This is a genomic window from Pseudomonas sp. MPFS (assembly GCF_022537035.1).
GTDB lineage: Bacteria > Pseudomonadota > Gammaproteobacteria > Pseudomonadales > Pseudomonadaceae > Aquipseudomonas > Aquipseudomonas sessilinigenes.
In genome coordinates this window covers 6578558-6604117 of record NZ_CP066123.1, presented here as the reverse complement: position 1 = coordinate 6604117, position 25560 = coordinate 6578558, and the positions used below count along the sequence as shown (strand labels likewise).

General features: G+C 66.0%; 24 protein-coding genes. 15 read left to right on the top strand and 9 right to left on the bottom strand.

Translation table 11 applies throughout. The features are described from left to right. Positions 1-22 precede the first annotated feature (22 nt). The 7 genes from I9018_RS30365 to gshB all read right to left on the bottom strand — a co-directional run bounded on the left by I9018_RS30365 (position 23) and on the right by gshB (position 6259). Positions 23-1294 carry a dihydroorotase gene (locus I9018_RS30365; protein ID WP_241108228.1) on the bottom strand — a complete coding sequence of 424 codons (1272 nt, stop codon included), beginning with the start codon at positions 1292-1294 and terminating at the stop codon, positions 23-25. Next, positions 1291-2295 (bottom strand): aspartate carbamoyltransferase catalytic subunit, encoded by a 1005-nt coding sequence (locus tag I9018_RS30360; protein WP_022641617.1) that lies wholly within the window; start codon positions 2293-2295, stop codon positions 1291-1293. Before I9018_RS30360 ends, I9018_RS30365 begins: the two co-directional genes overlap by 4 nt. 27 nt (positions 2296-2322) lie before the next feature. Continuing rightward, positions 2323-2829 (bottom strand): bifunctional pyr operon transcriptional regulator/uracil phosphoribosyltransferase PyrR, encoded by a 507-nt coding sequence (gene pyrR / locus I9018_RS30355; RefSeq protein ID WP_241108227.1) that lies wholly within the window; start codon positions 2827-2829, stop codon positions 2323-2325. A 260-nt stretch (positions 2830-3089) separates the two neighbouring features. Continuing rightward, positions 3090-3527: a Holliday junction resolvase RuvX gene (gene ruvX / locus I9018_RS30350; RefSeq protein ID WP_068576668.1), complete on the bottom strand. Its 438-nt coding sequence runs from the start codon at positions 3525-3527 to the stop codon at positions 3090-3092. Then, positions 3527-4096, bottom strand: a complete 570-nt coding sequence (locus I9018_RS30345; protein ID WP_241108226.1) for a YqgE/AlgH family protein — start codon at positions 4094-4096, stop codon at positions 3527-3529. The genes ruvX and I9018_RS30345 overlap by 1 nt, the downstream gene beginning before the upstream one ends. A gap of 162 nt (positions 4097-4258) precedes the next feature. Continuing rightward, a complete protein-coding gene (locus I9018_RS30340; RefSeq protein WP_068576672.1) occupies positions 4259-5158 on the bottom strand; it encodes an energy transducer TonB in 900 nt (299 codons plus the stop codon). Positions 5159-5287: 129 nt separating this feature from the next. Next, the gene (gene gshB / locus I9018_RS30335; protein WP_241108225.1) at positions 5288-6259 is read right to left on the bottom strand and encodes a glutathione synthase; all 972 of its coding nucleotides are present in this window, start codon (positions 6257-6259) and stop codon (positions 5288-5290) included. A 236-nt stretch (positions 6260-6495) separates the two neighbouring features. On the opposite strand from gshB, the gene pilG reads away from it, so the two are divergent. From pilG to I9018_RS30305, 6 genes are all read left to right on the top strand, one after another. Continuing rightward, a complete protein-coding gene (gene pilG, locus I9018_RS30330) occupies positions 6496-6900 on the top strand; it encodes a twitching motility response regulator PilG (RefSeq protein WP_068576676.1) in 405 nt (134 codons plus the stop codon). A 57-nt stretch (positions 6901-6957) separates the two neighbouring features. After that, positions 6958-7323, top strand: coding sequence for a twitching motility response regulator PilH (gene pilH / locus I9018_RS30325; RefSeq protein ID WP_068576792.1), 366 nt, complete (start codon positions 6958-6960; stop codon positions 7321-7323). A gap of 10 nt (positions 7324-7333) precedes the next feature. Beyond that, on the top strand, positions 7334-7873 hold the full coding sequence (locus I9018_RS30320; RefSeq protein ID WP_068576678.1) for a chemotaxis protein CheW: 540 nt from the start codon (positions 7334-7336) through the stop codon (positions 7871-7873). Positions 7874-8003: 130 nt separating this feature from the next. Then, complete coding sequence (locus tag I9018_RS30315) at positions 8004-10067, top strand: methyl-accepting chemotaxis protein (RefSeq protein WP_068576679.1); 2064 nt, start codon at positions 8004-8006, stop codon at positions 10065-10067. Between the two features lie 28 nt (positions 10068-10095). Next, positions 10096-15996 carry an Hpt domain-containing protein gene (locus I9018_RS30310; RefSeq protein WP_241108224.1) on the top strand — a complete coding sequence of 1967 codons (5901 nt, stop codon included), beginning with the start codon at positions 10096-10098 and terminating at the stop codon, positions 15994-15996. Continuing rightward, complete coding sequence (locus tag I9018_RS30305; protein ID WP_068576682.1) at positions 15989-16447, top strand: chemotaxis protein CheW; 459 nt, start codon at positions 15989-15991, stop codon at positions 16445-16447. Before I9018_RS30310 ends, I9018_RS30305 begins: the two co-directional genes overlap by 8 nt. A gap of 3 nt (positions 16448-16450) precedes the next feature. Here I9018_RS30305 and I9018_RS30300 read toward each other — a convergent pair whose 3' ends face one another. Next, positions 16451-17011, bottom strand: a complete 561-nt coding sequence (locus tag I9018_RS30300; RefSeq protein ID WP_068576685.1) for an NADAR family protein — start codon at positions 17009-17011, stop codon at positions 16451-16453. Between the two features lie 229 nt (positions 17012-17240). Between I9018_RS30300 and mdcA the strand changes: the two genes are divergently transcribed. The 9 genes from mdcA to madM all read left to right on the top strand — a co-directional run bounded on the left by mdcA (position 17241) and on the right by madM (position 24525). After that, positions 17241-18917 carry a malonate decarboxylase subunit alpha gene (gene mdcA / locus I9018_RS30295; protein WP_068576687.1) on the top strand — a complete coding sequence of 559 codons (1677 nt, stop codon included), beginning with the start codon at positions 17241-17243 and terminating at the stop codon, positions 18915-18917. Next, positions 18917-19786: a triphosphoribosyl-dephospho-CoA synthase gene (locus tag I9018_RS30290; protein WP_241108223.1), complete on the top strand. Its 870-nt coding sequence runs from the start codon at positions 18917-18919 to the stop codon at positions 19784-19786. Before mdcA ends, I9018_RS30290 begins: the two co-directional genes overlap by 1 nt. Beyond that, on the top strand, positions 19786-20085 hold the full coding sequence (locus I9018_RS30285) for a malonate decarboxylase subunit delta (protein WP_022641603.1): 300 nt from the start codon (positions 19786-19788) through the stop codon (positions 20083-20085). Before I9018_RS30290 ends, I9018_RS30285 begins: the two co-directional genes overlap by 1 nt. Next, positions 20078-20929, top strand: a complete 852-nt coding sequence (locus I9018_RS30280; protein WP_068576690.1) for a biotin-independent malonate decarboxylase subunit beta — start codon at positions 20078-20080, stop codon at positions 20927-20929. The genes I9018_RS30285 and I9018_RS30280 overlap by 8 nt, the downstream gene beginning before the upstream one ends. Further along, entirely contained in the window at positions 20926-21729 is an 804-nt protein-coding gene (gene mdcE, locus I9018_RS30275) for a biotin-independent malonate decarboxylase subunit gamma (protein WP_124347179.1), read from the top strand. The genes I9018_RS30280 and mdcE overlap by 4 nt, the downstream gene beginning before the upstream one ends. Next, the gene (locus I9018_RS30270; RefSeq protein ID WP_241108222.1) at positions 21726-22352 is read left to right on the top strand and encodes a malonate decarboxylase holo-ACP synthase; all 627 of its coding nucleotides are present in this window, start codon (positions 21726-21728) and stop codon (positions 22350-22352) included. The genes mdcE and I9018_RS30270 overlap by 4 nt, the downstream gene beginning before the upstream one ends. Next, positions 22349-23284: a malonate decarboxylase subunit epsilon gene (gene mdcH, locus I9018_RS30265; RefSeq protein ID WP_241108221.1), complete on the top strand. Its 936-nt coding sequence runs from the start codon at positions 22349-22351 to the stop codon at positions 23282-23284. Before I9018_RS30270 ends, mdcH begins: the two co-directional genes overlap by 4 nt. A 67-nt stretch (positions 23285-23351) precedes the next feature. Continuing rightward, positions 23352-23759, top strand: coding sequence for a malonate transporter subunit MadL (gene madL, locus I9018_RS30260; RefSeq protein WP_241108220.1), 408 nt, complete (start codon positions 23352-23354; stop codon positions 23757-23759). Between the two features lies 1 nt (position 23760). Continuing rightward, on the top strand, positions 23761-24525 hold the full coding sequence (gene madM / locus I9018_RS30255) for a malonate transporter subunit MadM (RefSeq protein WP_241108219.1): 765 nt from the start codon (positions 23761-23763) through the stop codon (positions 24523-24525). Positions 24526-24580: 55 nt separating this feature from the next. Here the strand turns inward: madM and I9018_RS30250 are convergent, their stop codons facing one another. After that, entirely contained in the window at positions 24581-25492 is a 912-nt protein-coding gene (locus I9018_RS30250; protein ID WP_241108218.1) for a LysR substrate-binding domain-containing protein, read from the bottom strand. Between the last annotated feature and the right edge of the window lie 68 nt (positions 25493-25560).

The window sequence follows — 25560 nt, the reverse complement described above, 5'->3', positions numbered from 1 at the left end:
GTGGCAGCGGCTACAGGGTCAATCAGCCCTGGTGGCTGATATGGCCATCCACCAGGGTGTAGCGTACTGCGCCCGGCAGGCTATGGCCGAGGAACGGGCAGTTCTCGCCACGGGACAGCCAACGCTCGCCAGCCACGGTTGAGCTGGCCGGGTCGAACAGCACCAGGTCCGCCGCGCCACCCACCACCAGCTTGCCGGCTGGCAGGCGCAGGGCTTCGGCCGGGCCGGCGCTCAGGCGCGCCATCAGGGTCGGCAGGTCCAGCAGGCCGTCCTGTACCAGGGTCAGGGCCAGCGGCAGCAACAGTTCGACGCTGCTGATCCCCGGCTCGGTGGCGCCGAACGGGGCCAGCTTGGCATCGCGCTCATGGGGCTGGTGATGGCTGGCGATGGCTTGTACCACGCCGGACTTCACCGCTGCGCGCAGGGCCTCACGGTCGGCGTGCGAACGCAGGGGCGGCTGTACGTGATACAGGCTGGAGAAGTCGATCAGCGCCTCATCGGTCAGGATCAGCTGATACAGGGCGACATCGGCGGTGACCGGCAAGCCCCGGGCCTGGGCCTGGGCGATCAGTTCCACGCCGCGGGCGCTGGTCAGCTGGCTGAAGTGCGCACGCACCCCGCTTTGTTCCACCAGCAGCAGATCACGGGCCAGGGCCACGGTCTCGGCGCTTTCGGGAATCCCCGGCAGGCCGAGGAAGCTGGCGGTGGCGCCTTCATGGGCCAGGCCGCCTTCGGCCAGGTCGCGGTCCTGGGAATGGAAGATCACCGTCAGGTCGAACGTGGCGGCGTATTCCAGGGCGCGGCATAGGGTCCGGGTGCTGCGAAAACCCTCCAGGCCATTGCCGAAGGCCACGCAACCGGCGTCGCGCAGGGCGATCAGTTCGGCCAGTTGTTCGCCGTCCAGGCCCTTGCTCAGGGCGCCGATCGGGAACACCTTGCTGTTACCGGCTTCCCGGGCACGGTCGAGGATCAACTCGGCTACGGCCGAGGTGTCCAGCACCGGCTTGGTGCGTGGCGGGCAGCACAGGCTGGTGACGCCACCTGCGGCGGCGGCACGGGTTTCACTGGCGATCGTACCCTTGCGGCTGTAGCCCGGCTCGCGCAGGGCGACGTTCAGGTCCACCAGGCCGGGGGCGGCCACCAGGCCCTTGCCGTCGATCACGGTGACGGCGTTGAAACCTTCCGGGGCAGCGCCGATGGCGGCGATCTTGCCGGCTTCAAGGTGCAGATCGGTAACTTGATCCAGGCCGCTGCTTGGATCGATGACGCGGGCGCCGAGAATGCTGAGCTTCACTGGGCGTTCTCCTGCTCGAATTGTCGCTGGGCGGTCTGCCCGCTCATGGCCATGGACAGTACGGCCATGCGCACTGCAATGCCGTAGGTCACCTGATTGAGGATCACCGAGTGCGGACCATCGGCCACTGCCGATTCGATCTCCACGCCACGGTTGATCGGGCCCGGGTGCATGACGATGGCGTCAGGCTTGGCGCCGGCCAGGCGCGCGGTGGTCAGGCCGAACAGGCGGTAGAACTCGCCTTCGCTGGGCAGCAGGCCGCCCTGCATGCGCTCGCGCTGCAGGCGCAGCATGATCACCACATCCACGTCCTTCAGGCCTTCGGCCATGTCGGTGTAGACCTTCACCCCGTACTGCTCGATGCCGATGGGCAGCAAGGTCTTGGGCGCGATCACGCGGATATCCGGGCAACCCAGGGTCTTGAGCGCCAGCATGTTGGAGCGCGCGACCCGCGAGTGCAGGATGTCGCCGACGATGGCCACCGAGAGATTCTCGAAGCCGCCCTTGTGCCGGCGGATGGTCAGCATGTCGAGCATGCCCTGGGTCGGGTGGGCATGGCGGCCGTCGCCGCCGTTGATGATCGCCACCTGTGGGCAAACGTGCTCGGCGATGAAGTGCGCGGCGCCGGAATCGCCGTGGCGCACCACGAACATGTCGGCGGCCATGGCTTCGAGGTTGCGCAGGGTGTCCAGCAGGGTTTCACCCTTGCTCGCCGAAGAGGTCGAGACGTTCAGGGTGATCACGTCCGCCGACAGCCGCTGGGCAGCCAGTTCGAAGGTAGTGCGGGTGCGGGTGGAGTTCTCGAAGAACACGTTGCATACGGTCTTGCCGCGTAGCAGCGGGACTTTCTTCACCGCCCGGGCGCCGACTTCGAGGAAGGAGTCGGCGGTGTCGAGGATTTCCGTCAGCAGCTCGCGGTTCAGGCCGTCGAGGGAGAGGAAGTGGCGCAGCTGGCCCTGATCGTTGAGCTGCAGCGGGCGCTTGGCGTCTAGAGGCGTCATCGCAATGGACTCTTTAAAAGGGCAGGTTTAGAGGGCGAGGTCTTGGAGCTCGAGTTGAAGCGGCGCAGGACCGGACAATTTTACCCGCTCGTGGGTCGCCAGCGACAGGGTCGCGCCCACCACATTCGGCCGGATCGGCAGTTCGGCGGCGTTCAGGTCCAGCAGGCAGACCAGGGTCACGCTGGCCGGGCGGCCATAGTCGAACAGCTCGTTGAGGGCCGCGCGGATGGTCCGGCCGCTCATCAGCACGTCGTCGATCAGCACCAGGTGCTGGCCTTCGATCTCGAACGGCAGCTCGGACGGGCGGACTTGAGGATGCAGGCCGTTCTGGCTGAAGTCATCGCGGTAGAAGGAGACGTCCAGGGTGCCCAGGGGGGCGTCGCTGCCCAGGGATTCCAACAGGGCCTGGGCCACCCAGACACCGCCGGTACGGATACCGATGAAGCGAGGCTCGTTGATGGCGCGCTGGGCCAGGTGGGCTTTGAGATCGATGGCCATCTGGCTGATCAGGGCGGCGGGATTGGGCAGGCTCATGGTGGCTCCTTCGTGGGCTCGCGCCTTGTTGTCCGGTAGCGGGGCGCGGTGACTTGGAACCTGCCCGGGATCTGCTGCGCTTGGCTCGTGGGGCGTTGCAAATGGCTTCGAAATGCTCATTTAGGTGCCTAAACTCCGCTTTCTGCGCCATTCCTGACTCGCCCGAGCATCGCTCGCTTGATCGTTGGCAGGTTCTTGTGGCTGGTGTCGGGCCAGGAGGTGCGCAGCCGCAGGCCGCGCATCCTCAGGATTCGGGGTTACTAGGTATTCAGCAGGCTGGTGTTCTCGTCGAGCCAGCCCTGCAGCAGCAGGGCGGCGGCAATGGCATCCACCGGATTGTCGCGATAGCTGCCCTTCTGGCCGCCCCGGGCCAGGCGTTCGCCCTTGGCCTCGAAGGTGGTCAGGCGCTCATCGTGGGTATAGAAGGGCACGTTGAAGCGCCCGTTCAGGCGCCGGGCGAACTTCTCGGCGCGCTGGCACATCTCGCTGGGCGTGCCGTCCATGTTCAGGGGCAGGCCCACCACCACCGCATCGGGTTGCCACTCCTTGAACAGGGCTTCGACCTGGTTCCAGTCCGGAACACCGTTCTGCGCCCTCAAGGTACACAGCTCGCGAGCCTGGCCGGTGATGGCCTGGCCCACGGCAACGCCGATCTGCCGGGTGCCGTAGTCGAAACCAAGAATCAGCTTCAGAGCCATCAGGCGTGGCCCGCCTGGCTGGTGAGCAGGCTCAGGTTGACTCCCAGGTGGCGAGCGGCTGCCTCAAGGCGTAGTTCGCTGCTGGTATTGAACAGGATGTCCGCGTCGAAGGGGCAGGTCAGCCAGGCGTTGTCGGCCAGTTCTGCTTCCAACTGCCCGGCTTCCCAGCCGGCATAGCCCAGGGCGATCAGGCTCTTGCCTGGCCCTGTGCCGTCGGCGATGGCGAACAGCACATCCTGGGAGGTGGACAACGATACGCCTTCGAGCTCGACCGTGGCCTGGTAGGTGAGGCCGTTGGGGTGCAGGACGAAACCGCGATCGGTCTGTACCGGGCCGCCGCTGAAGACCGGCACATGCTGGCACAGCAGCGGCGCTTCTTCGTCGGGGCGCAGTTGTTCGAGGATATCGGCGAGGTTCAGGTCCTGGGGCCGGTTGATCACCAGGCCCATGGCGCCATTGGCGTTGTGCTCGACGATGTAGGTCACCGTCTGCGCAAAGTTCGGATCGACCATATGGGGCATGGCGATCAGGAAGTGATGCTTGAGGTAGCTGGGGCTGACATTTTTCATGAACGCTAGTGTGGCGGTGGCGAGCCCTGCTGACAAGCTGGCGATGTTGCCTTCGGGACGTCATCGCGCCAGGTTGTCGCTAGCGGGCTGGCGAGGTCGCCTATGGACCGGTCGGGGCGCTGGACATGCGCCTGCGGCGCGGCAAGCGAACAGGCCGTGCGATCAGTTGCTGGACAGTTTGTCGCCGCGGGCAAAGCGCCAGGTGCGGATGATTTCCAGGCGATCGATGTCCGACAAGTCGCCGGTAAAGGGGGCGAACGGCGCGGCCAGGCGCACGATGCGCTGGGCGGCCTGGTCCAGCAGCGGCTGGCCGGAGGACTCCAGTACCAGCACCTCGTACAGCGAGCCATCGCGGTTGATCGAGACCATCAGCCGCAAGTTGCCGTAGATCTGCTTGCGCCGGGCTTCCTCGGGGTAGTTGAGGTTGCCGATGCGCTCGACTTTCTTGCGCCATTCGTCCTTGTACCAGGCGCCCTTGTCACGCATCGTCGAGGCAGCGCTCAGGCGATGGATGCGTGGGCGTTTGGCGTACAGCTGCTGCTCGTTGGCCAGCTCGGCCTCCAGGCTGGAGATCTCGCTGGAGAGCTGCGAGCTGTCGAAGGTCGGGGTGGCGGCCTTGGGAGTAGGCTCTTTCTTGACCTCTTCGCGCTGGGTCACGGTCTTTTTCGGCTTGGGCGCGGTGGTGGCGACGGCTGCCTTGGGCGCGACCTCCCGGGGTTCGGGCTTGACCGAGGGCGGTGGCACGACCTTTTTGACCGAGTTGTCCTGGAATGGCGCGACTTCAGTGGTCTTGGGAATGGCTTTTTTGTCCAGGGTGCCACTGCCTTGCTGGTTGTCCTGGGCCAGGAAATCGGCCTTCTTCGGCTGAGTCTCGCTCTTGAAGGTCGCCAGGGTGATTTCCAGGGTCTTGCTGATCTGCTTGGGCTCGGCAAAGGAGAAGCCCAGGCCGAGGATCAGCGCCAAGTGCAGGAGCGCGGCGAGGAACAGCGTAAATCCCAGGCGATCGGCCGCGCGTACGCCACCGTGGGCCAGTTCGGGTGGCAGGTCGGACGGAAGGCTCATTGGCGTTTCGACATCACAGCAGGCATTGCACAACCAACATCACGGTTTCACAGGCGGCGCATGATAACGCAATGTTGGTTTCAAGCTGTAAGCCTCAAGCTTCAAGCGACAAGCTGTATGTGATGCAGGTCAAGCTTGCGGCTTGTTCCTTGCGGCTTGCAGCTTGCTTTCGATGGCATCCATCAGCATGGCGCCGATATGAGTGCCGAAGGCGTTGTCGATTTCGCGGATGCAGGTCGGGCTGGTGACGTTGATTTCCGTCAGGTGCTCGCCGATCACGTCGAGGCCGACGAACAGCAGGCCCTTGGCGCGCAGGGTAGGGCCGACCTGGGCGGCGATCCAGCGGTCCTTGTCGCTCAGCGGGCGGGCCTCGCCACGACCACCGGCGGCCAGGTTGCCGCGGGTCTCGCCGGCGGCGGGAATGCGTGCCAGGCAGTAGGGCACCGGTTCGCCATCGATCATCAGGATGCGCTTGTCGCCGTCCTTGATCGCCGGCAGGTAGGCCTGGGCCATGATCTGCTGGCTGCCCAGCACGGTCAGGGTCTCCAGGATCACCGACAGGTTCGGGTCGCCCGCGCGATGGCGGAAGATCGAGGTGCCACCCATGCCGTCCAGGGGCTTGAGGATCACGTCGCCATGCTGGGCGGCGAACTCGCGCAGCACGTCGGCGCGGCGGCTGACCACCGTGGGTGGGGTGCACTGCGGGAACAGCGTGGCGAACAGCTTTTCATTGCAGTCGCGCAGGCTCTGGGGCTTGTTGACCACCAGCACGCCGGCACTTTCGGCCTGTTCCAGCAGGTAGGTGGAGTAGACGAACTCCATGTCGAAGGGCGGGTCCTTGCGCATCAGGATCACGTCCAGGTCGCTCAGCGGGCTATCGACTTCGTCTTCCAGCTCGAACCATTTCTGCGGATCGGCGAAGACCTGCAACGGGCGCATGCGGGCCCGGGCCACGCCGGCGCTCTGGTAGAGATCGCGCTGCTCCATATAGAAGAGGGTCCAGCCGCGTTCCTGGGCGGCCAGCAGCATGGCCAGCGAGCTGTCCTTTTTATAGGAGATGCTGGCGATAGGGTCCATGACAATCCCGACGCGAACGCTCATGGGGTGGATTCCTTCAAGAAAATTAGTGGGCGCAGGCAAAAAAGTGGCGTCAGAGTGGCGCTGACAGAGACCTGGGTCAAGGAAAAACCACTGCCCTGCATGGTCCATAGATTGCAGGGGGGAGAGTGTGCTAAAAAGGCTCGCATGCCGGGCCGGGGCCTTGAAGTTCAAGGGTTTGGAGCGTTGGCCCGCAGTACCGGATTAAATCGATTCGCTGGGGCGACGGTAGAGCAGATATGGAACAGCAATCCAACGCCTTGAAGGTCATGGTGATCGACGATTCGAAGACGATTCGTCGGACGGCCGAAATGCTGTTGAAGAACGTCGGTTGCGAAGTCATTACCGCAGTCGATGGGTTCGAGGCCCTGGCAAAGATCGTCGACCATCACCCCGGCATCATCTTCGTCGACATCATGATGCCGCGGCTCGACGGCTATCAGACCTGTGCGCTGGTCAAGAACAACAGCGCGTTCAAGTCCACTCCAGTGATCATGCTGTCCTCCAAGGACGGGCTGTTCGACAAGGCCAAGGGGCGTATCGTCGGTTCCGACCAGTTTCTGACCAAACCCTTCAGCAAGGAAGAACTGCTGAGCGCGATCAGGGCCCATGTCCCGGATTTCGTCGCGCAGGCGCCACAGTAGACAAGTACAGCGGTGCCCGGCCAATGGACCGGGCATCCATATCGTATGGGGAAGACCATGGCTCGTATCCTGATCGTCGACGACTCGCCGACCGAAATGTACAAACTTACCGGCATGCTGGAAAAGCACGGCCATGAAGTGCTCAAGGCCGAGAACGGTGCCGATGGCGTGGCCCTGGCCCGGGAAGAGAAGCCCGATGCGGTGCTGATGGACATCGTCATGCCCGGCCTCAATGGCTTCCAGGCCACCCGCCAGCTGACCAAGGACGCCGAGACCAGCCATATCCCGGTGATCATCATCACCACCAAGGACCAGGAAACCGACAAGGTCTGGGGAACTCGCCAAGGCGCCAGGGACTACTTGACCAAGCCGGTGGACGAAGAGACCCTGATCAAGACGCTGAACAACGTCCTGGCCGGCTGACCGCCCGGCCATGAGCGAATCCAGGACCGCCTTCGAACTGCTGCTGGAGATCGACCAGCGCTGCCGCCTGCTGGCTGCCGACCTGCCGTCCCAGGAAACCCGCCAGCACAGCTGGAGCGGCATCGGTTTTCGCCTGGGAGCGTATTGGTACGTCGCGGCCATGGGCGAGATCAGCGAAGTCCTGCACGAACCGCGCTATACCCTGCTGCCGGGGGTCAAGCCCTGGGTCAAGGGCGTGGCCAACCTGCGAGGGCGGTTACTGCCGATCATGGACCTGTGTGCGTTCTTCGGGCATGAACTGTCGCCCCTGCGCAAGCAGCGCCGCGTGCTGGTGCTGGAGTACAAGGAACTGTTCGCCGGCTTGCTGGTGGATGAAGTGGCGGGTCTGCAGCACTTTTCCCAGGACACCCTGGAGCCGGGTCCTACCGACTTTGCCGATGCCGCGATCAACCCCTACCTGCAGGGGCAGTTTCGCGGCGAACGGATCTGGCAGGTCTTCAGCCCCTTCGCCCTGGCACGCTCGCCGGGGTTTCTGGAGGTGGCGGCGTGAACGGCGCCCAGCGCCCGGTGCTGGCCGCTGGTTGCACCTGGCAAGGCTGCTTTTTCCTGGATAAACCCATGCCGCCCCGGCGCCCCGGACGGCTGAATGCGGGATTGCCCGCGCGCCACAGGCCTGATCGATGACCAAAGCCAAACCCGGCAAGCCCCTGGAGGGCTCTCGCAGCCGCTCGCAGATCATCGTGCTGTTCATTGCACTGATCGTGTTCATCATGCTGCTGTTCGCCAACTTCGCCTACCTCAACACCCAGGCTACCTACGACAAGCAGTACATCGGCCATGCCGGCGAACTGCGGGTGCTGTCCCAGCGCATTGCCAAGAACGCCACCGAGGCGGCGGCGGGCAAGGCTGCGGCGTTCAAGTTGCTGGCCGATTCGCGCAATGATTTCGCCCAGCGCTGGGGCTACCTGAAGAAGGGCGACCCGGCCACCGGCCTGCCTGGAGCCCCGGTAACGCTGCGCCAGGAAATGCGTGCAGTGCAGCTGGACTGGGAAAAACTGCTGAAGAATGCCGACGCGATCCTCGCCAGCGAGCAGACGGTGCTGTCGTTGCACCAGGTGGCCGCGACCCTGGCCGAGACCGTGCCGCAATTGCAGGTGGAATACGAAAAGGTCGTGGAGATCCTGCTGCAGCGCGGCGCCCCCGCCAGCCAGGTGGCCATGGCCCAGCGCCAGTCGTTGCTGGCCGAGCGGATCCTCGGCGCGGTCAATACCGTGCTGGCTGGCGATGAAAATGCCGTGCAGGCGGCCGACGCCTTTGGCCGTGACGCCGCGCGCTTCGGCCAGGTGCTCAACGGCATGCTGCAGGGCAATCCGGGGTTGAAGATCAGCCAGGTCGAGGACCCCGATGCCCGTGCGCGCCTGGCGGAGATTTCCGAACTGTTCGAGTTCGTCTCAGGCTCGGTGGATGAGATCCTCGAGACATCCCCCGAACTGTTCCAGGTGCGCGAATCGGCGAGCAACATCTTCAGCCTGTCCCAGACCCTGCTGGACGAAGCCTCGTTGCTGGCCATCGGTTTCGAAAACCTGGCCGGCAGCCGTCACCTGGACACCATCGGCGGTTATGTCCTGGGCCTGCTGGCCCTGGCCTCGATCATCCTCATCGGCCTGGTGATGGTGCGCGAGACCAATCGCCAGCTGCGCGAGACGGCGGAGAAGAACGAGCGCAACCAGAACGCGATCATGCGCCTGCTGGACGAGATCGAAGACCTGGCGGACGGTGACCTGACAGTGACCGCCTCGGTGACCGAGGACTTCACCGGGACCATCGCCGACTCCATCAACTACTCGGTCGACCAGCTGCGCGATCTGGTGGCCACCATCAACCTCACCGCCGGCCAGGTGGCGGGCGCGGTACAGGAAACCCAGACCACCGCCATGCAGCTGGCCGAGGCCTCGGAGCACCAGGCGCAGCAGATTTCCGAAGCCTCCACGGCGATCAACGACATGGCCCAGTCCATTGACCAGGTATCGGCCAACGCCGCGGAATCCTCGGCGGTGGCCGAGCGTTCGGTGGAGATCGCCAACAAGGGCAACGAGGTGGTGCACAACACCATCCATGGCATGGACAACATCCGCGAGCAAATCCAGGACACCGCCAAGCGAATCAAGCGCCTGGGCGAGTCCTCCCAGGAAATCGGCGACATCGTCAGCCTGATCGACGACATTGCCGACCAGACCAACATCCTGGCCTTGAACGCGGCCATCCAGGCCTCCATGGCGGGCGACGCCGGTCGCGGTTTTGCCGTGGTCGCCGATGAAGTACAACGGCTGGCGGAACGCTCCTCGGCCGCTACCCGGCAGATCGAGACCCTGGTGCGGGCGATCCAGACCGACACCAACGAAGCGGTGATCTCCATGGAGCAGACCACCACCGAGGTGGTGCGTGGGGCACGCCTGGCGCAGGATGCCGGGGTCGCCCTGGAAGAGATCGAAGGGGTATCCAAGACCCTGGCGGCGCTGATCCAGAGTATTTCCAACGCCGCCCAGCAGCAGACGTCCTCGGCCGGGCAGATTTCCCTGACCATGAACGTGATCCAGCAGATCACCTCGCAGACTTCCTCCGGCTCCACGGCCACCGCCGAGAGCATCGGCAACCTGGCGAAGATGGCCAGCCAGCTGCGACGCTCGGTGTCCGGGTTCACCTTGCCGGCGACCCGGGCGCCTGCCACCAATGACAACCGCTGACTGAAACAAGGCTTTGACTGGAGTGGTTATGGTTGATCGGCATGACTATGTGGCCCTGGAATGGGTCAAGGGCGAAATTGCCGAAACCTTGCGCCAGGCCTATCAGGCGCTGGAGCACCTGGCGGATGAGCCCCAGGCCCTGGAGGCGCTGGACCACTGCCTGGAAGGCATTCATCAGGTCCATGGCAGCTTGCAGATGGTGGAGTTCTACGGCGCGGCCTTGCTGGCCGAAGAGATGGAACAACTCGCCATGGCCCTGCAGCAGGATCGCGTAGCCCATCGCGACGAGGCCCTGCGCCTGCTACGCCAGGCCATCGGCCAACTGCCGCAATACCTGGACCGGGTGCAGAGCGCGCGCCGCGACCTGCCGCTGGTGGTGCTGCCACTGCTCAACGACCTGCGCAGCGCCCGCGGTGAAAGCCTGCTTTCGGAAACCAGCCTGTTCAGCCCCCAGCTCCCCAGCTTGCCGCCTCTTGCCGACAAGGCCCTGGCCGCCCTCGAGCCGCTGGAATTCCCGACTCAATTGCGCAAGCTGCGGCACATGTTGCAGACCGCCTTGGTGGATCTGCTGCGCGAGCAGGACGATGAAGCCAGCCTCGGCCATATGGCCAAGGTCTTCGAGCGCCTGGAAGCCTTGTGCCAGGATGCACCGCTGGCGCCCTTGTGGCATGTCGCTTCTGCCTTGGTGGAAGGCATGCGCCAGGACGCGATTGCCAACAGCCCGGCGGTACGCAGCCTGCTCAAGGACGCCGACAAGGAACTCAAGCGCCTGCAGGAACAGGGCATGCGGGGGATCAACCAGGCGGCTCCAGCCGAGTTGCTCAAGAGCCTGCTGTTCTATATCGCCAAGGCGCGCCATCCCACCCCACTGATGCTGACCATGAAAGAACGTTACGGACTGGATGACGCATTGCCCGACAGTGCAGTGGTCGATGAAGAGCGCGCGCGCCTGGCCGGCCCCGACCGCGATGCCTTGCGTTCGGTGCTGACGGCGGTGTGCGATGGGTTGGTGCGGGTCAAGGAACGCCTGGACCTGTTCGTGCGCAGTGACCGCCAGCACGCCAGCGACCTGGATGGCCTGCTGGCGCCCCTGCGGCAGATCGCCGACACCCTGGCGGTACTGGGCTTCGGCCAGCCGCGCAAGGTGATCATCGATCAGTTGGCCGTGGTCCAGAGCCTGGCCCAGGGCCAGCGCGCACCGGATGATGCGGTATTGATGGATGTGGCCGGCGCCTTGCTGTACGTCGAGGCGACCCTGGCCGGCATGGCCGGTACCGTGGAGCCGGAGAATCGCGAGGAAAGCCGCCTGCCCACCACCGACCTGACCCAGATCCACCAATTGGTGATCAAGGAGGCGCGGATCTGCCTGCAGCAGGCCAAGGACCTGATCGCCGAATCCATCGAGGCCGACTGGGAACATGAACCGCTGCTGGCGTTGCCGGAGTTGCTGACCCAGGTGCGTGGCGCCCTGGCGATGATCCCGCTGGCCCGGGCGGCGAACCTGCTGGAGGCCTGCAATCGGTACATCGGCGAGCGATTGCTGCTGGCGTCTTCCCGGCCGGGCTGGCAGCAGCTGGATCATCTGGCGGATGTGATCACCAGCCTGGAGTACTACCTGGAACGCCTGAGCGAAGACCCACAGGCGCCCGGGGAAAAGATTCTCGACGTTGCCCAGCAGGGGCTGGCTGCGCTGGGTTATGCGGTGGTGGAGCCAATACCGCCGCTGGAACGTCACCCCCTCCCGGAAAATGCCCAGGCCCAGCCTGGAGCGGATGCGCCCCAGGCAACGGGGGCCCTGGCCGAGGCCCTGGCCACGCCGGTCTCGGTTCTCAACCCGCCCGCGTTGATCACTCCTGGCAGCCTGCTGCCGCCCCCGGAGGGCGAGGAGCCGGTGGACGACGAGTTGCGCGAGGTCTTTCTCGAAGAAACCGAGGAAGTGCTGCAGATGCTTCGCGAATATCTGCCGCGTTGGGCCGCGGACCCCGAGGGCAAATCTGCGCTGAGTGAGTTGCGTCGTGCGTTTCACACGCTCAAGGGCAGCGGCCGCATGGTGCGTGCCCTGGTGCTGGGGGAGCTGGCCTGGGCCGTGGAAAACCTGCTCAACCGGGTGCTGGAGCGCAGTGTGGCGCCCAGTGTCGAAGTGCGCCAACTGCTGGGCGATACCCTGCAACTGCTGCCGGAGCTGATTGCTGAGTACGCCGCCCAGGCCCAACGCCAGCGCGACGATGTCGATCGCCTGGCCGCGCGGGCCCACGCCCTGGCCAATGGCGTCACGGTAGCGGCCGTCGCCACACCGCGTAGCGAGGCCCTGGACCCGCAGTTGCTGGAGATCTTCCGGACCGAAGCCCAGACCCACCTGGACAGCATCAACCACTTTCTCGACCAGGCGGCCGAGCATGTGCCATTGCAAGCCAGCGATGCCTTGCAACGGGCCTTGCATACGCTCAAGGGCAGCGCCTCGATGGCAGGAGTGCTGCCCATCGCGGAGTTGGCCGGGCCTCTCGATCAGCTGGCGCGGGAGTACCGGGCACACTTGATTCCCCTGGACCTGGACGAAGTCGAACTGCTGCTGGAAGCCGAAGGCCTGCTGCGCAAGGGCTTGCGGCAGCTGGACAGCACGCCCCTGGCGCCGATCGACGGCGCGCGCGCGTTGGCCGGGCGAGCCCTGGCCCTACTGGGCGAGCGCCTGGAGGCCTTGCTCGATGCCCCGGACAGTGCGCCTCGGGCCAAGCGTGATCCGCAACTGATCAACAACTTCCTGGCCCAGGGCATGGACATCCTCCTGGATGCCGAGAGCCTGCTGTTGCGTTGGCAGCAGCATCCCGGCGAGCGCCAGGAACTCAGCGACCTGCTGGATGAGCTGACCACCCTGGGCGAAGGTGCGCATTTGGCGGACCTGCATCCGATGGACGCGCTGTGCGAGGCCCTGCTCGACTTGTATGGCGCAGTGGAGGAAAGCAGCCTGGCGGTCAGCGAGCGGTTCTTCCATGAAGCCCAGGCGGCCCACGACGCCTTGATCAACATGCTCGACGAACTCGCCGCGGGCCAGGAAGTCAGCCCGCGGCCGGAGCGAATCCAGGCCTTGCGCGAGCTGCTGGACGAAGGCCTCGATCCATCCGTCGCCGGCCTGATCAGGAGCGATGGCAGCCGGACCTTGAGCATCAGCGAGTTGAGCGCGGCGACGGCGAGCCTTGAGCGACAGCTGCCACCGCAGGCAGACGATGAGCTGGTGGAGATCTTCCTCGAGGAAGCGGTGGATATCCTCGACAGCGCCGGCCAGGCCCTGCAACGCTGGTTATCGGACCCCGAGAACGCTGCTCCGCTGTCATCCCTGCAGCGGGACATGCACACCCTCAAGGGCGGAGCGCGGATGGCCGAGGTCGCGCCGGTGGCGGAACTGGCCCAGGAGCTGGAGTCGCTGTATGAGGGCCTGGTGGACCGGCGCTATAGCTACGGGCAGCACCTGGGACTGCTGTTGCGTAGCAGTCATGAGCAACTGGCGCTGCTGCTCCAGCAAATCCAGGGGCAGCGCCCACTGGATGACTCCCGGGCCCAGGTCGAGGCGGTACGGGCCTACCGGCAACAGACCTCCAGCCCTGTGGACGTTGTCCCCGGCGCCGAGCCTGACGATCCTGCGACCCAGGACCCGGAACTGCTGGAGATTTTCCTGGAGGAAGGTTTCGACATCATCGACAGCTCCGCTGCCGCCCTGAGTCGCTGGCAGGCCGATCCCCAGGCCCGCCAGGAAGTGGAGACCCTGCTACGCGACCTGCACACCCTCAAGGGCGGGGCGCGGATGGTGGAAATCGCCGCCATCGGCGATCTGGCCCATGAGCTGGAGTTTCTCTTCGAGGGCCTGTCTGCCGGCCTGCTGCAGCCCAGCCCGGCGCTGTTCACCCTGTTGCAGAAAAGCCACGACCGCCTGGCCCAGATGCTCGATGCCGCCCGGGCCGGGCAAGCCATCGAACCGGCGCAGAAGCTCATCGATGCCATCCACGACCTGAGCCATCCCCGAGTCTCGGGCGCCCCGGTGGCGGATCTACCATTGCTTTCCGGCAAGCCCGAGCCTGCACCGCAAGCGGAAGTCGCGGTCGGGGCGGACATGGTCAAGGTTTCGGCGGAGCTGCTGGACGACCTGGTGAACCTGGCCGGGGAAACCTCGATCTTCCGAGGCCGTATCGAGCAGCAGGTCAACGATGCACGGATCGCCTTGAGCGAGATGGAAACCACCATCGAGCGTATTCGCGACCAGTTGCGTCGCCTGGACACCGAGACCCAGGGGCGGATTCTCAGCCGCCAGCAGGTGGAGGCCGAACGCCTGGGCTACGAAGAGTTCGACCCCCTGGAAATGGACCGCCACTCGCAGTTGCAGCAGTTGTCGCGGGCCCTGTTCGAATCGGCCTCCGACCTGCTGGACCTGAAGGACACCCTCGATCGGCGCAACCATGACGCCGAGAACCTGCTGCAGCAACAGGGGCGGATCAACACCGAATTGCAGGAAGGCCTGATGCGCACGCGCATGGTGCCCTTCGAGCGCATGGTGCCGAGGTTGCGCCGCATTGTTCGCCAGGTGGCCGAAGAGTTGGGCAAGGATGTGGCGTTCGTGGTTGGCAACGCCGAAGGTGAGATGGACCGCAACGTCCTGGAGCGCATGGTCGCGCCCCTGGAGCACATGTTGCGCAATGCCGTCGACCATGGCCTGGAGTCTGCCGAGGCCCGTCGAGCCGCGGGCAAGCCGGAGCAGGGGCGAATTACCCTGGACCTGTCCCGCGAGGGCGGTGACATCATCTTCGACATGCGCGATGACGGTGCCGGGGTGCCCTTGGAGGCGGTGCGCAAGAAGGCCATCAAGCGCGGCCTGCTGGACCCGCAGGCGCAGCTCAGCGATCGCGAAGTGTTGCAGTTCATCATGCAGCCGGGCTTCTCCACTGCCGAAAAGATCACCCAGATCTCCGGGCGCGGAGTGGGCATGGATGTGGTGCATGAGGAGGTACGCCAGCTGGGCGGGAGCATGAGCATCGATTCGGTAGCCGGGCTGGGCGTGCACTTTCGCATCCGCCTGCCCTTCACCGTTTCGGTCAACCGGGCGCTGATGGTGCAGTGCGCCGACGAACAATATGCAATCCCGCTCAATACCGTGGAGGGCATTGTCCGGGTGCTGCCGGGAGAGCTGGACGCCTACTATCAACTCGACCCGCCACGCTACGAATACGCCGGCCAGTGCTATGACCTGTGCTACCTCGGGGAGCTGCTGCACACCGTGCCGCGACCCAAGTTGCTGGGCCAGGTCGTCGCGCTGCCGGTGCTGCTGGTGCACTGCAACGAACAGCGGATCGCGGTGCAGGTGGACGCCACCTTCGGCACCCGGGAAATCGTGGTCAAGAGCCTGGGGCCGCAGTTCGCCGCGGTCCAGGGGTTGTCGGGGGCGACGATCCTCGGCGATGGCCGGGTGGTGTTGATCCTCGACCTGCTGGCGCATATTCGTGCCCTGCAGGCCTTGGCACCGCTGCCCCGGGCTGCCGGGGAAGAAGCCTCCGTCGAGGTGCAGCCGGTACGGCCGATGCTGGTGCTGGTGGTGGACGACTCGGTCACCGTGCGCAAAGTCACCAGCCGTTTGCTGGAGCGCCATGGCATGAACGTGCTCACCGCCAAGGATGGAGTCGATGCCATGGCCTTGCTGGCCGAGCACACCCCGGACCTGATGCTGCTGGATATCGAGATGCCGCGCATGGACGGTTTCGAGGTGGCGATCCAGGTGCGCAACGATCCGCGCCTGCACAGCCTGCCGATCATCATGATCACCTCGCGTACCGGCCAGAAGCACCGCGACCGAGCCATGGCCATCGGCGTCAACGACTACCTCGGCAAGCCTTATCAAGAGTCGGTGCTGCTGGAAAGCATCGCCCTGTGGAGCAAGAACCATGCTTGACCACCGCGCCAGCAGCCTGACCGGACTGCTGCTGCCCCTGGCCGATCGCACCCTGATCCTGCCCAATGTCGCGGTGGCCGAGCTGATCGACTACCAGCAGGGGCGCTTCGACCTCGACTCGCCGCCCTGGTACCTGGGGCGGGTGCAATGGCGCGACCGGCAGATTGCGCTGGTCAGCTTCGAATCAGCCTGTGGCAACCCCACGGTGATCGGCGAGCGGGCGCGGATCGTCGTGCTCAACGCCCTGGGCGGGCGCCCGGAGCTGAAGTTCATCGCCTTGCTGGTGCAAGGCATTCCGCGCTCCTGCAAGCTCGACAGCCAGCTGAGCTATGTCGATGTGCCCCTGGCGCCCCTGGAGATGGCCGCGGTACAGGTTGTCGAGCAGGTGGCCCGGGTGCCCGACCTGCTGGCCCTGGAGGAGTTGCTGGTCGGTGCCGGGCTAGCTTTCTAGGCTTCACGCCTCGTGCAGGCGATCGCGCACTTCCATCAGGGCGTAGCCCAGCAGGTTGAGCCCGCGCCAGCGATCCGGGCGAGTAGCCATGGCATCGTCAGCGGCCAGGCCGATACCCCAGATGCGGTCCACCGGGCTGGCTTCCACGAGGATCTTCTTGCGGGTGCATTGCAGGAAATGGCCCAGCTCCGGGTTCTGGCCGAACTTGGCCAGGTTGCCCTGAACCACGATATCGAAGCGGGCCGCCTGCCAGCGGGCATCATCGAAGCCACGAACTTCACGGCCCAGGCGCTTGGCATAGGCGGCTGGGCCGGCCTTGAGAATGCGTGCGTGGGTCTCGTGATCGTCGAACAGCAGCGCCTTGCCAGCCATCATGAAGTGTTCGGCGGTGGGGTAGTGGATGCCCTCGACCTCGAAGCCGGCGGCGAACCACTGGCTGAAGCAGCTCGAGGAAACGCGCCCGTCGCGGGGCGGCTGGTGGCCCCAGAACATCAGGTAGTCGGGCTTGCGGCCGCGTTGTAGTTGCTCCAGCAAATCCCGGTTGGAGCGAATCGGTGTGTCCATGCGAAGTCTCATCATTACGTGTGCAGGCCATTCATTGGCCAATCCGGCGCGCATTGTGTATCGGGCACGAAGGGGATGCCATTGCCCGCTGGTATGAAGATTGTTAAGCCCCAGGAAGGACGCTGCAGGATCATTACGCTGAGCGTAACTATCCAACGCCGGGCTTGATTGATGCCCTCAGGTTTCACTCCTAAGGTGGCTGCCACGACAGCGAACCTGTGGAGCGAGCATGACAACGACACTATCTCCCGACCCGCGCTGGTCGCGGCGGCGCAGCGAGAAGCAGCGGCGCCTCGAGCAGGTGCGGGCCATCGCCGATGGCGTGGTGTTGCCGACCGACAAGATCGTCGCGGCGCTGGAAGCCTTGATCCTGCCCGGCGACCGGGTGGTGCTGGAGGGCAACAACCAGAAGCAGGCGGACTTCCTCTCCCGCTCCCTGGCCAAGGTCGATCCGGCCAGGCTCCACGACCTGCACATGATCATGCCCAGCGTCGGCCGCGCCGAGCACTTGGACCTGTTCGAACGCGGCATCGCCCGCAAGCTCGACTTCTCCTTCGCCGGGACCCAGAGCCTGCGCATCAGCCAGTTGCTCGAAGACGGGTTGCTGGAGATCGGTGCCATCCATACCTATATCGAACTCTATGCCCGGCTGGTGGTGGACCTGACGCCCAACGTGGTGCTGTGCGCTGGTTTCATGGCCGACCGCGCCGGCAACATCTATACCGGCCCCAGTACCGAGGACACCCCAGCGCTGGTGGAGCCGGCGGCCTTCAGCGATGGCATTGTCATCGTCCAGGTCAACCAGCTGGTGGACGACGTCAGCGAGTTGCCACGGGTGGATATCCCGGCCTCCTGGGTGGATTTCGTGGTGGTGGCCGACCAGCCGTTCTACATCGAGCCGCTGTTCACCCGCGATCCCCGGCACATCAAGCCGGTGCACGTGCTGATGGCGATGATGGCGATCCGTGGCATCTACGAGAAGCACAACGTGCAATCGCTGAACCACGGCATCGGCTTCAATACCGCAGCCATCGAGCTGATCCTGCCCACCTACGGCGAGTCCCTGGGGCTCAAGGGCAAGATCTGCCGCAACTGGACCCTCAATCCCCATCCGACCCTGATCCCGGCCATCGAAAGCGGCTGGGTGGACAGCGTGCATTGCTTCGGCACCGAACTGGGCATGGAAAACTACATCGCCGCCCGTCCCGATGTGTTCTTCACCGGTCGCGACGGCTCCCTGCGCTCCAACCGGATGTTCTGCCAGCTGGCCGGGCAATACGCGGTGGACCTGTTCATCGGCGCCACCTTGCAGGTGGATGGCGACGGCCATTCCTCCACCGTGACCCGCGGCCGCCTGGCCGGTTTCGGCGGAGCGCCGAACATGGGCCACGATCCCCGGGGCCGGCGCCATGGCACCCCGGCCTGGCTGGACATGCGCCTGGACCAGGGCGCGGCGCCGCAGGCCCTGCTGGAGCGGGGCAAGAAGCTGGTGGTGCAGATGGTCGAGACCTTCCAGGAGGGCGGTAAACCGACCTTCGTCGACACCCTGGACGCGGTGGACGTGGCGAAGAAAAGCGGCATGCCCCTGGCGCCGATCATGATCTATGGCGACGACGTCACCCACCTGCTCACCGAAGAAGGCATCGCCTACCTGTACAAGGCCCGCACCCTGGAAGAGCGCCGGGCGATGATCGCCGCGGTAGCCGGAGTCACCGCCATCGGCCTGCGGCATGACCCCAAGGACACCCAGCGCATGCGCCGCGAGGGCCTGGTCGCCTTGCCCGAGGACCTGGGCATTCGCCGTACCGACGCCAGCCGCGAGTTGCTGGCGGCCAAGAGCATCGCCGACCTGGTGCAGTGGTCCGGCGGCCTGTATCACCCACCTGCCAAGTTCAGGAGCTGGTAATGCACGCATTCAACCTGCAATCCCGGCCCCTGGGGCTGGCCGAGCGCCTGGCGGACCTGGCGGTGGACGCGCTGATCGACGAGGCCGACCTCTCGCCCAAGCCGGCCTTGGTGGATCGCCGTGGCAATGGCGCTCACAGTGACTTGCACCTGGGCCTGATGCACGCCTCGGCCCTGAGCCTGTGGCCGGCCTTCAAGGACATGGCCGAGGCCGCGCAACAATTCGCCCGTATCGACTTGCCGCTGCGCGAAGCCTTGGGGCGCAGCGGTCGCGAAGGCGAGCGGGCGATGCTGGCCACCACCGGCGGGGTGAACACCCATCGTGGGGCGATCTGGGCCCTGGGCCTGCTGGTGGCCGCCGCCGCCCTGGAACCTGGCTCCAGGGCGGCCGGCAGCGTCGCCTGGCGCGCCGCGCGCCTGGCGCTGCTGGAAGACCGGCATGCGCCACGGCCCTTGAGCCATGGTGCCCAGGTGGCGCAGCGCTACGGCGTAGGCGGCGCCCGGGAAGAGGCCCAGCAGGGCTTTCCTGCGGTGCTGCAATGGGGCCTGCCGCAACTGCGGCGCAGTCGTGCCCAGGGCCATGGCGAACAGAACGCCCGGCTCGATGCGCTGCTGGCGATCATGACCCGGCTGGCCGACACCTGCGTGCTCTACCGCGCGGGCGAAGCGGGCCTGCAGGCCATGCAGGACGGCGCCCGGGCGGTGCTGGAGGCCGGTGGCAGCGCCAGCCTGGCCGGACGCCGGCGCCTGCACCAGCTGGACCTGCAACTTCTGACCTTGAATGCCTCGCCTGGTGGTGCCGCCGATCTGCTGGCCGCCTGCCTGTTGCTCGACCGGATCGAGGCCGCCACCGACCAGGGAGCGAACTGATGGAAACCTTGTCCTTTGAATTTCCCGCCGGCCCTTCCGGCCGCGGCCGTGCGCTGGTGGGCTGTGTCGGTTCCGGTGACCTGGAAGTACTGCTGGAACCGGCGCCGGCCGGCACCTTGAAGATCCAGGTCCAGACCTCGGTCAACGGCAGCGCCGCACGCTGGCAGCACCTGTTCCAACGCATGTTCGCCGGGCAGACGCCACCGGCGCTGCTGATCGACATCCATGACTTCGGCGCCACCCCGGGGGTGGTGCGCCTACGCCTTGAACAGGGCCTGGAGGAAATCGCCCATGACTGACAGCGCACGCTTGCTCGACCAGCACAGCTTCGTCGAACTGGGGGCCCGGCAGCGGGCCCGGGCGTTGCTGGACGCCGGCACCTTTCGCGAACTGCTTGACCCTTTCCAACGGGTCATGTCGCCCTGGCTGCCGCGCCAGGGCGTGGTGCCCCAGGCCGATGATGGGGTGGTGATCGCCAAGGGCAGCATCGCCGGGTTGCCGGTGGTGATCGCTGCCATCGAAGGCGCATTCCAGGGCGGCAGCCTCGGCGAGGTGGGCGGGGCGAAGATCGCCGGTGCCCTTGAGCTGGCGGCCGAGGACAACCGCCAGGGCATCGCCACCCGTGCCGTGCTGCTGCTGGAAACCGGCGGCGTGCGGTTGCAGGAGGCCAACCTGGGGTTGGCGGCGATCGCCGATATCCATGCCGCGATCGTCGACCTGCGCCAATACCAGCCGGTGATCGGCGTAGTGGCTGGCAGCGTTGGCTGCTTCGGTGGCATGTCGATCGCCGCCGGCCTGTGCAGCTACCTGCTGGTGACCCAAGAAGCGCGGCTGGGCCTGAACGGCCCGCAGGTGATCGAGCAGGAAGCCGGGATCGAGGAGTACGACGCCCGCGACCGGCCTTTCATCTGGAGCCTGACCGGCGGCGAGCAGCGTTTCGCCAGCGGCCTGGTGGATCGCTATGTGACCGATGACGTGGCGCAGATCCAGGCCCAGGTTCGCGAATTGCTGGCCCTCGGCCTGCCCGAGCGGCAACGCAGCCATCAGGCCGAACACTATCTGCAATGCCTGGCCCGCCTGGACGCGACGCCGCAAATCGATGCGGCAACGGTTCGCGATCTGTATCAAGGAGACCGCTCATGAGTGCAAGTTCTTTGCGGGGCCTGAACTGGTTCAACGCCCTGAGGGACGGCGCCGCTTCGGTGGCCGGCCTGCCGCCGTCGCTGCGGGTGGCCGATGGTGAACTGGCGGGGCAGTCGGCTCGTTTTATCGCTGTGGTGGCCGACCCGGAGAATCGTTTTCCCCGCGCCCGCCAGGGCGAGGTCGGCCTGCTGGAGGGCTGGGGCCTGGCCAAAGCGGTGGATGAAGTGATCGACGCCGACCGCGATCAGCCCCACAAGCGAGCACTGATTGCCATTGTCGATGTGCCGAGCCAGGCCTATGGCCGGCGCGAAGAAGCCCTGGGCATCCACCAGGCCCTGGCCGGCGCTGCCGATAGCTACGCCCGGGCCCGCCTGGCGGGGCATCCGGTGATCGGCTTGCTGGTGGGCAAGGCCATGTCCGGGGCGTTCCTGGCCCACGGCTACCAGGCCAACCGGCTGATCGCCCTGCGCGACCCAGGTGTGATGGTGCACGCCATGGGCAAGGCCTCGGCGGCGCGGGTCACCCTGCGCAGCGTCGAGGAACTGGAAGCCCTGGCTGCCAGCGTGCCGCCCATGGCCTACGACATCGACAGCTATGCCGGCCTGGGCCTCTTGTGGAAAACCCTACCGGTGGAGTGCATCGAACAGCCGACCCCCCAAGACCTGGACCTCGTCAGCGGGTGCCTGCTGCAAGCCATTGCCGATGTACGGGCCGGTGGCGTTGGGCTCGAAGGACGCCTGGGGGCGGCGAACCGTGAGGCCTCGAGCCGGGTCCGCCAACTGCTGCGGGAGCAATGGTGAGCGCTTGCTCCCCCTGGCTGCCCCATGACCTGCTGTGGGGCCTGGAGCCCGGACAACTGGCAGCCGATGCGCCGGAGTGGGCGCGGCAGGTGCTGGAGCAGGGGCAGCCGGTGGTGGTGCGCCGGGCAGTGAGCGCTGCCGGCTCGATCGCCGTGGGGCTGCGTGGCCCGTCCCGGGAGCAGCGCTACCCGGCGTTGCTGGCGCTGGACGCGGTGCAGCGTGGAGTCTGCCCGGAGGCGTTGCGCCACGTGCCGTCGAGCCGTGCCTGGCCAGCACTCCAGGCCCTGGGCCAGTTGCGTGGCCCGTTGGACGCCCTGGGGCTGGCCTGGGGCGTGGGCGGCAGCGCTGGCTTCGAGCTGGCCAGCGGAGTTGGTGCATTGCACCAAGGCAGCGACCTGGACCTGATTCTCCGGGCACCTGAGCCGCTGCCTCGGGCCCAGGCCCGGGAGCTGCTGGCACTGCTTGATGGCGCCGTGTGCCGGGTCGACCTGCAATTGCAACTGCCGGCCGGGGGCCTGGCCCTGCGTGAGTGGGCCGGGAGCGCCTCGCGGGTATTGCTCAAGAGCGCCAGCGGAGCGCGGTTGGTACGCGATCCCTGGTGCCCTGGGGAGTTGGCGGCATGAGCAGCTTGCTGGTGTTCCCGGGCCAGGGGGCGCAGCAGCCGGGGATGCTCCGGCGGCTGCCCGAGCGGCCGGAGGTCACGGCCTGCCTGCGCGAGGCCAGTGATGTGCTGGGGCAGGACGCACTGGCCCTGGATTCGCCCCAGGCCCTGGCCGGGACCCGGGCGGTGCAGCTGTGCCTGCTGATTGCCGGGGTGGCCTGTGCCCGGACCCTGCTGCACGCGGATTGTCCGGTGGACTACGTAGCGGGCCTGTCCATCGGCGCCTATCCGGCGGCGGTGGTGGCCGGGGCCCTGGATTTCGCCGATGCCCTGCGCCTGGTGAGCCTGCGTGGGGAGCTGATGCAGCAGGCTTATCCACAGGGCTACGGCATGACCGCGCTGATGGGCCTGGACCTGGGCACGGTGGAGGCGTTGCTGGCCCGGGTCCATGGCCCCGAATCGCCGGTGTACCTGGCCAATATCAACGCCGACACCCAGGTGGTGATCGCCGGCAGCGAGGCGGCGATGCAGGCCGTGGCCGAACTGGCCCGTGCCCGTGGCGCCGGGGTGGCCAGGCGCCTGGCGGTCAGCGTGCCGTCCCATTGCCCGTTACTGGAGCAGCCGGCCCAACGGCTGGCCGAGGCGTTCGCCAGGGTACCGATGGGGCCGCCCCGGCTGGGGTACCTGAGCGGTAGCCGCGCGCGGCCGTTGCGCACGGTAGAGCAATTGCGCGACGACCTGGCGTTCAACATGTGCCGGCTGGTGGATTGGCGCGGCACCGTGCAGGGCGCCTATGAGCGCGGCGTACGGTTACAGATCGAACTGCCGCCCGGGGCGGTGCTCAGCGGCTTGGCGCGCCGGGTGTTCGAGCAGGGTTCGGTGATCGCCTTCGATGGCGCCCGCCCGGACACCTTGCAGGCGCTATTGCGCGAGGAGGGCCGCCGCGACCGATAGAACCGCGACCCAGGCTGGCGAAGCACAAGAACAACAACTTCGACGATGCACTGCGAGGACAACGACAATGATTATCTATGGTGTGGCATTGCTGGCGATCTGCACGCTGGCGGGAGTGATTATCGGCGACATGCTCGGCGTGTTGCTGGGGGTGAAATCCAACGTCGGCGGGGTCGGCATCGCCATGATCCTGCTGATTTGCGCGCGCTTGTGGATGCAGCGCCATGGCGGCATGACCAAGGACTGTGAAATGGGCGTCGGTTTCTGGGGCGCCCTGTACATCCCGGTGGTGGTGGCCATGGCTGCCCAGCAGAACGTGGTCACCGCGCTGCATGGCGGACCGGTGGCGGTGCTGGCGGCCATCGGCTCGGTGCTGGTGTGCGGCTGCACCATCGCCCTGATCAGCCGGACCCACAAGGGCGATCCGCTACCGCAGCAGCCGGGAATCGAAGCCGCACCGGCGGGAGGGCGCTGAGATGTGGGACTTGATCGAGAAAGGCTTGGAGCACAATGGCCTGGTCACCGCCTTCGCCTTCGTTGGCGTGATCATGTGGGTCTCGGTGCTGCTGTCCCGGCACCTGACTTTCGGTCGAGTGCATGGATCGGCGATCGCCATCGTCATAGGCCTGGCCCTGGCCTGGCTTGGCGGCACCCTGACCGGCGGCCAGAAAGGCCTGGCGGACCTGGCGCTGTTTTCCGGCATCGGCCTGATGGGCGGCGCCATGCTGCGGGATTTCGCCATCGTCGCCACGGCCTTCGAAGTCCAGGCCACCGAAGCCCGCAAGGCCGGGTTGATCGGCGCCGTGGCGCTGCTACTGGGCACGGTGTTGCCGTTCATCGTCGGGGCGAGCATCGCCTGGAGCTTTGGCTATCGCGATGCGGTGAGCATGACCACCCTCGGTGCTGGTGCCGTGACCTACATCGTCGGCCCGGTGACCGGCGCAGCCATCGGCGCCAGCTCCGATGTGGTGGCGCTGTCGATCGCCACCGGCCTGATCAAGGCGATCCTGGTGATGGTGGGCACGCCCATGGCGGCCCGCTGGATGGGCCTGGACAACCCGCGTTCGGCCATGGTGTTCGGTGGCTTGGCCGGGACCGTCAGCGGGGTCACCGCCGGGCTTGCGGCGACCGATCGGCGCCTGGTGCCTTACGGTGCGCTGACGGCGACCTTCCATACTGGATTGGGGTGCCTGCTGGGGCCGTCGTTGCTGTTTTTCATCGTGCGCGGGCTGGTGGGCTGATCCGACCTGAGGTCATCGCGGGCAAGTTGGATCGCCGCTTGCCCGCGATTGCGTCTTATGACCCCCGCGAATACATCCGGCATTCGGCCAGCAGCGCCAGCAGGTTCGGGTCGCGCTCCTTGGCCTTGAGGAACACCACGCCGATATGCTGTTGCAGGCGATAGCGTGCCTGCAGCGGTATCAGCTTCACGCGGTTCTCGTAGACGGCGGCGATCCTGCCCGGCAGTAGCGCATAACCCACCCCCGAGCTGACCATGCTCAGCAGGGTGAAGATATCGTTGACCTGCATCGCCACCTTCGGCTCGAACCCCGCTTGCTTGAACACCCGCACGCCGTCCTGGTGGGTGGCGAAACCCTGGGTCAGGGTGATGAACGTGGCGTCGCGCACAGCCGCCAGGTCCACTTCGCGCTCTTGGGCGAAGGGCGAGTCGGCCGGGGTGGCGAGGAAGATATCGTCGGAAAACAACGGCAGCTGTTCGCAGTCCGGATCGCTGACGCTGTCGTCCAGGGACACCAGGATCGCATCCACTTCCATGTTCTTGAGCTTGTACAAGAGATCGATGTTGGAGCCCAGGATCAGGTCGATGTTCAGCTCGCTGCGCCGCAGCTTCAGGCCCATGATCAGTTGCGGCACGGTTTTCACGGTCAGGGAGTAAAGCGCGCCGAGCTTGAAACGTTCTGCCGAGAAGCCAGCGGCTTCCCGGGTCAGGCGCACGCTCTGGACCACGTCCTGCACCAGCTTCTGCGCCCGCTCTTCCAGCACGTAGGCGCTTTCCAGCGGAGTCAGGTTGCGTCCTTCGTGCTTGAACAGCGGGCAGCGCAGGGCGTTTTCCAGGGAATGGATGGCCCGGTGCACGCTGACATTGCTGGTCTGCAGTTCGCTAGCGGCGCGAGCCAGGTTGCCGGTGCGCATGAAAGCCAGAAACACTTCGAGCTTCTTGAGGGTCAACTCTTCGTCGATGAGCATGGTCCGGACTCTGTTGGCGAGGAAGTGATGATGCCCGATGAGTCAGAATGTGGCCGCTGGTTTTTTTA